At 40.7% G+C, this 5,381-nt stretch carries 7 protein-coding genes and 1 pseudogene; 3 read left to right on the top strand and 5 right to left on the bottom strand.

The genetic code is table 11. From position 1 onward, the window contains the following. On the bottom strand, positions 1-161 hold a 161-nt coding region (locus BLR88_RS18240), incomplete at its 3' end, for a transposase (RefSeq protein ID WP_175493687.1). A gap of 163 nt (positions 162-324) precedes the next feature. Here BLR88_RS18240 and BLR88_RS18235 point away from each other — a divergent pair. Next, positions 325-900 (top strand): annotated as a pseudogene (locus tag BLR88_RS18235) (RNA-guided endonuclease TnpB family protein); the annotation flags it as partial. Between the two features lie 199 nt (positions 901-1,099). Here the strand turns inward: BLR88_RS18235 and BLR88_RS18230 are convergent. The 3 genes from BLR88_RS18230 to BLR88_RS19815 all read right to left on the bottom strand — a co-directional run bounded on the left by BLR88_RS18230 (position 1,100) and on the right by BLR88_RS19815 (position 2,474). After that, positions 1,100-1,741, bottom strand: a complete 642-nt coding sequence (locus tag BLR88_RS18230; protein WP_057897580.1) for a GDSL-type esterase/lipase family protein — start codon at positions 1,739-1,741, stop codon at positions 1,100-1,102. 210 nt (positions 1,742-1,951) lie between these two features. Continuing rightward, positions 1,952-2,212 carry a hypothetical protein gene (locus BLR88_RS18225; protein WP_057897579.1) on the bottom strand — a complete coding sequence of 87 codons (261 nt, stop codon included), beginning with the start codon at positions 2,210-2,212 and terminating at the stop codon, positions 1,952-1,954. Positions 2,213-2,300: 88 nt separating this feature from the next. Beyond that, positions 2,301-2,474: a hypothetical protein gene (locus tag BLR88_RS19815; protein ID WP_156423989.1), complete on the bottom strand. Its 174-nt coding sequence runs from the start codon at positions 2,472-2,474 to the stop codon at positions 2,301-2,303. A gap of 21 nt (positions 2,475-2,495) precedes the next feature. On the opposite strand from BLR88_RS19815, the gene BLR88_RS18220 reads away from it, so the two are divergent. Together BLR88_RS18220 and BLR88_RS18215 are read left to right on the top strand one after the other, a co-directional pair. Continuing rightward, positions 2,496-3,542 carry a S8 family peptidase gene (locus BLR88_RS18220; protein ID WP_057897578.1) on the top strand — a complete coding sequence of 349 codons (1,047 nt, stop codon included), beginning with the start codon at positions 2,496-2,498 and terminating at the stop codon, positions 3,540-3,542. Between the two features lie 329 nt (positions 3,543-3,871). After that, the gene (locus BLR88_RS18215) at positions 3,872-4,168 is read left to right on the top strand and encodes a hypothetical protein (protein ID WP_057897577.1); all 297 of its coding nucleotides are present in this window, start codon (positions 3,872-3,874) and stop codon (positions 4,166-4,168) included. Positions 4,169-5,216: 1,048 nt separating this feature from the next. On the opposite strand, the gene BLR88_RS18210 is transcribed toward BLR88_RS18215, so the two are convergent. Beyond that, the coding region (locus tag BLR88_RS18210) for a zinc ribbon domain-containing protein (RefSeq protein ID WP_139185031.1) at positions 5,217-5,381 on the bottom strand (165 nt) is incomplete at its 5' end.

Below are 5,381 nucleotides of genomic sequence, written 5' to 3'. Positions count from 1 at the left end.
ACTTCAAACTCTTTTTCCTGTGCGATTTCTTGAAAAAGGTCTTTCAAGTAGCCTTCTATCTCGGAAGTGAGTACTTTTCTTCGGTATTTTACAGACCAAACGATGTGATAATTAACATTGTAGACACAGGTTCGAGCATGTTTTATGGTAGATTTTTTCATACATATAGTATAGCACAAAAAGCTGTTTAACATGTATTATATTGAGCGTTTTCAATTACATATAGTCAGTGAAAATAACAAAAAATTTGCCCTTGTAATCCCCGCAAGGGGGATTACAAGGGCAAAGCGGACTCTCATCTCTCCTCTAAAGAGGCAGAGGATTCCCGTCCGCAATCCTAAAGTCATGGGAGTTGATCTAGGACTGAGATACATAGCTGTCGCCAGTGTTGGAACAAAATCATTATTCTTCAAAGGAAACCAAGTTGCTTTTATTCGTAGATGTTTTGCGGCTAGACGAAGAAAGCTAGGTAAACTGAAAAAACTTTCCGCCATCAAAAAATCAAAAGATAAAGAGTCTCGTTGGATGAAAGATCAGAACCATAAAATCAGCCGTCAAATCGTAGATTTCGCATTGACCAACGGTGTTGGTATCATTCGAATGGAAGATTTGACGGATATTCGAAATAGGGCAAAGTCTAAAAAAGAAGCTGGTAGAAACCTTCATTCATGGGCTTTCTATCAGCTACAGAAAATGATTAAGTACAAAGCAGAAATGGTAGGTATCCGCTTTGAATTAGTTAAACCAGACTACACTAGTCAAACTTGTAAATGCGGTTATAGGGATAGGGCAAACCGAAACGGTATACACTTCAAGTGCAAAAAATGCGGATACACCATACATGCGGATCTAAATGGAGCAATCAATATCGCAAAGGCCATTTCTGGGTTAGTAGCCTAGCGTACTGGTAACAGGTACGCCGCCCGTGTGGGTACACTCTAACCACATGGGACGGGGTGATGACACACCCTCGAACTTGGGCGTTGTCCAAAACGGAAACGGACTGCGGACGCTAACGAACCAAGAATCCCACGGCTTCAGCCGTTTGGAGTGTCAAATAAGAGATGCATGAGATGATGGGCACGTAGTTAGACAAGTGTTAAGGTTTATAATCTAATCTTCTAATTGTTTCTGCTATTACTCGATGACCTTTATAGTTTGGGTGCTTACCATCAATAAATAACAGTGTATTTTCATGATGTAAAAAGGCTGCATATACAGGGGCAATCTTTGTATAGGAGTCGGCTGCTTTATGGAGAATTCGATTTAGTTTTTTCACCGACTGCCGAGCCAGAGGGAATTCAGGCAGCGGATTATAAAGTTCGATATAGAAGATCATATAAGAGGTAGTGGAGGATTTTTTTATGTTTTTAATACTTTGATCAATGGAAAGGAAATTACGTTGAAAATTTTGAAGCGCTATTTCTACTGTTTTTTTATTCTTCGTTTTATCATAAACACGACCTGCCTGAATTAAATCGTTTCCACCAATGGAACATGTGATGATATCTGCTGTCTTTATGGCTTTGAAAAAGGTGATGTCATTTCTGATCCTGTGCAACAATTCTTGACTTGTCCAGCCGGGCCGCCCTAAATTACGAAAAATGACACGTGTTTTCCAATCTTTTTCTATAAAATCTCGATACTGGTGAGCATATCCATAATTAAACCAAGCTCCAATCCCTGCGGTAATAGAGTCTCCTATGGCTGTGTAATGTAGAGGTGATAACACCTTCCTCATTTCTCTTTGCCTCTTCCCTTATGATTTTATTTAAACTAATGATAGGAGAATGGGTGATTTTCTATTCGGTATATATTTCGTTCCTACCTTCATTTAAAATCCATCGGAGAATTGAGATGTGCTTCATATGAAAGATAAAGGGAGATGAAAGTGAAATTGTATATCGGCGTACTTTTTCACTTTTACCATCATTTTTTGTTCGGAAATTATTTAGCTTCGCATTTTTTTCTTAATGTCATTAATCTGTTCCATATTAACTCCGCTTTTTAGAAGCATAGATAGCAAGGAAAGAGAGCCTCCACCTTTAGAAAAACTTCTAAACTGCTGAACATATTTGTTAAGTTCAGCCTCTGAAAACGTCTTTCCATGTACTTTTCCAGCAGCTTTTATTGCTTTTTTTATCGTTTTTTCATCGTTCCATTTGTCTTTTGGAATCTTCTTAACAATTTCAATAATAGCATTTATATTCATCCAAGTACTCACCCCTATCTTGTAAGATACTATATTGTATTGTTAAAAGTTTTGATATGTAACGAGGCAATAGCATACATTTTGAATTTCACTGTCCTAAAAATGTTAAATGTAGTATTTTTTTTGCTTGTTTACTAATGGATACAGCAAGATTTTGTTTACATCCCTTCTCTTCTTCCATAAAATAGGGCAAAAATTTAGGTATCTCCCTTCTCCTATTACATCCCCATTCACTCAATTTTTCATATACTGGTACTACCATGTAGAAAGAGGAGGCTGATTTATGGCAAAACGTTATCTGATTCATGTAAAAGCCAATATGAATCAAGCTCGTAAAGTCTGTATGAAGCAGAATGGGATTGAGATTTTGTACTGCCACAAGCATTTCCCCTTCATCGTTGCTAATGTTGAAAACATCAAATTTTTTAGTAAGCATCCCGCTTTTTCCCTTATTGAGGAGGACATTCAAATCCGGGTACACCGGGCCGCCCCCTCTACCTTCAATCCGTCTGCATCTCCCATTCCCTGGAACATTCAGGCCGTTCATGCACCGGACGCCTGGCCCAAAAGTACAGGGAAGGGCGTTCGTGTAGGCGTACTGGATACCGGCATTGCCTCCTCGCATCCGGCTCTGCGCGGCCGTGTTGCTGGAGGATATAATATCATTGGACAAAGTCGCAATTTTGCAGACGATAACGGACACGGCACTCATGTAGCTGGTATCATTGCCGCTAACGGTCGAGCCGGTGGCCTTTATGGAGTTGCTCCAGAAGCGCAGCTCTATGGGATTAAAGTGATGGATCGGGACGGCAACGGGAGAATTAGTGATGTAATCAGGGGCATCGAATGGGCGATGGATAACCATATACAAGTGCTGAATATGAGCCTTGGAGACCGTAACTATAACGCCGCCCTGGAATACGCCACACGAAAAGCTCACCAGAAGGGAATGATTTTGGTTGCATCGGCAGGAAACGATGGGGAACGCAGCGGACTTGTAGATTATCCTGCACGTTTTCCATGGGTCATCTCAGTCGGAGCGGTTGATCAGGAGATGAAGCGGGCTTCCTTTTCGAGCACAAGAGGCCCGGTGGACATGATGGCACCTGGTGTAGACATAAGAAGCAGCTGGAAAAGCGGATATAGGACGGAGAGCGGTACCTCAATGTCAGCCGCGCATGTTAGCGGTGGAGCGGCTCTCGTGCTTAGCCGCCATCCTGAGCTGAATGGCGCTAAGGCTGAAAGTTATTTAAAGCGCCTAAACAAGCGAAGTAGAGTACGGAAGGGATACGGACATGGGCTCCTGAATCTCTCTCCCCTTTCAGAATAAGACTCTACATTAGCGATAAAAAACGCTACGGAAACCAATCCATAGCGTTTTTTTATTCAACAGGAATGCTGTTCCGTTTATACCAGAAGTCTATGTCCGTCTCGTCAATGCTTCGTAGTGGAATGAACACCGTTATAAACATATCGACAACTGGACGTATGCCTACATTTGATGCTTTCTTTTTTGAGGATATCATCCATTGTTTTCGTCCATTCGGCGAAAGGAATGTGATACCAAATCTGGACGATTATTCGGGCACTTAACTAAGACAAGACGTTGTATTTCCTCATATCCTATAGTGAATTTATCAAGAAAGGAGAAATCAAAGAATGCCTACTCTTCGTCGAACATTAACAAAAAACATAGGGAAATGGACGGTAATTAATACAAAGGCTGGTGCCCTTCACGTAAAGATTGAAAGCGTAAATAACAAAGGCGCTATTGTATTACTGCCGGACCATTATACGGTTAATGATCCTTCCGTTAAACTCCTGGAGAAGAACGTGAACACAAAAGCAGAAGATGTTCATACGGCACAAAGATTTTTTAGACGCAGACGACGTTTTTTCTTCCGTCGGTTTTTCTTCCCATTCAGCTTTTTCTTATTCCCGTTCTTGTTCATTTAAGGGGGGCTGTTGTTTCTTATCTGCCATGGATGACTCTACATCCATGGTTTTTTGTTTTGCGATAAACGAGGACAGCGTGCGTGATGGATGACAAAAAGGTTGTCTTTACTGGCAGTCTTTTATGACTTGAGCTCCTTCCCTTGTGAAAACAGACGCTCTTATCAATGACTTGGCACATGCACACACAATAATCACCAAAAGAATAAAGAAAGTAAGAAGGATTGAAAATTCGCTAAAGAAGCCATCACAAAGTCCTCTTCTCTTCTTGTTTAGGTTTAGGTGAAGACATAATTCATGCTATTCAGGTAGGTATGGACGAGTGTTAGGCGAATGCCTCTCTTTAAGAGAAACAAATACCCCTGTGAAGAAATAGGAATCATTTTTGTGGTCTGATATCCCCGTTATGTAAAAAAGGATAACTTTTAATCGCTCAAAAGTGATCCGAGGATTTGAGTTTTCTGGAAATGATATCGGGGTAATTCTCCTACTGTTTCTTAGGAGATTCCCCTGCTGCTATATAACGAACAGGGGAATCCTTTCCTACCTATTAGTCACATGCACACGCAATAATGACCAAGAGGATAAAGAGAACAAGGATAACACCAATTTCCTCTCTGTCACCAAAAAAGCCCATGTGATCACCTCCCATGTTCAATGAATTGAACGCTATACTGCATACTACGTAGATAAGTACAGACGAGTGTTAGGTCACCGTCTTTTTTCAAGGTTTCAGGCTTGTCACTTACAAATAATGAAAAAAGCCAATCTGATAATAAATACAGATTGACTTTTTTTGAATAAGCTTTTAATTTCTATGCCTGTTTTTACTTGTCCGTTCCTATGTCTCGGTCATTATTCGTGGCTTTTGAAAATTCGGTTGGCATCATTCGATATTTACATAACTTTTTTCTTTTTGTTAAAGCAATAACCTTGATAATTGAACCTCTCATAGCTAAAGCCACGAGATTCTTGGCTAGTCCGCTCTACCGAGCAGAATTAGTACATGATGTACCCCAAGCTATCCCCGCAGTTCCTGCGGTTCCTGCAATTATGCAGATAGTCGTCTTTTGCCTTCGGCAAGAATATTCAAACTTGCGTTTACATCGCGGTCATGGGAAGTATTGCATTCCGGGCATTCCCATTGTCGCAAGGTAAGATTTTTAACTTCTTTGTTTTGGTATCCGCAACACGAACAGATCTGAGAGGAAGCAAA

The organism is Aneurinibacillus thermoaerophilus (assembly GCF_900099925.1).
Taxonomy (GTDB): Bacteria; Bacillota; Bacilli; order Aneurinibacillales; family Aneurinibacillaceae; genus Aneurinibacillus; species Aneurinibacillus thermoaerophilus.
This window is presented reverse-complemented; position numbering and strand designations above follow the sequence as displayed.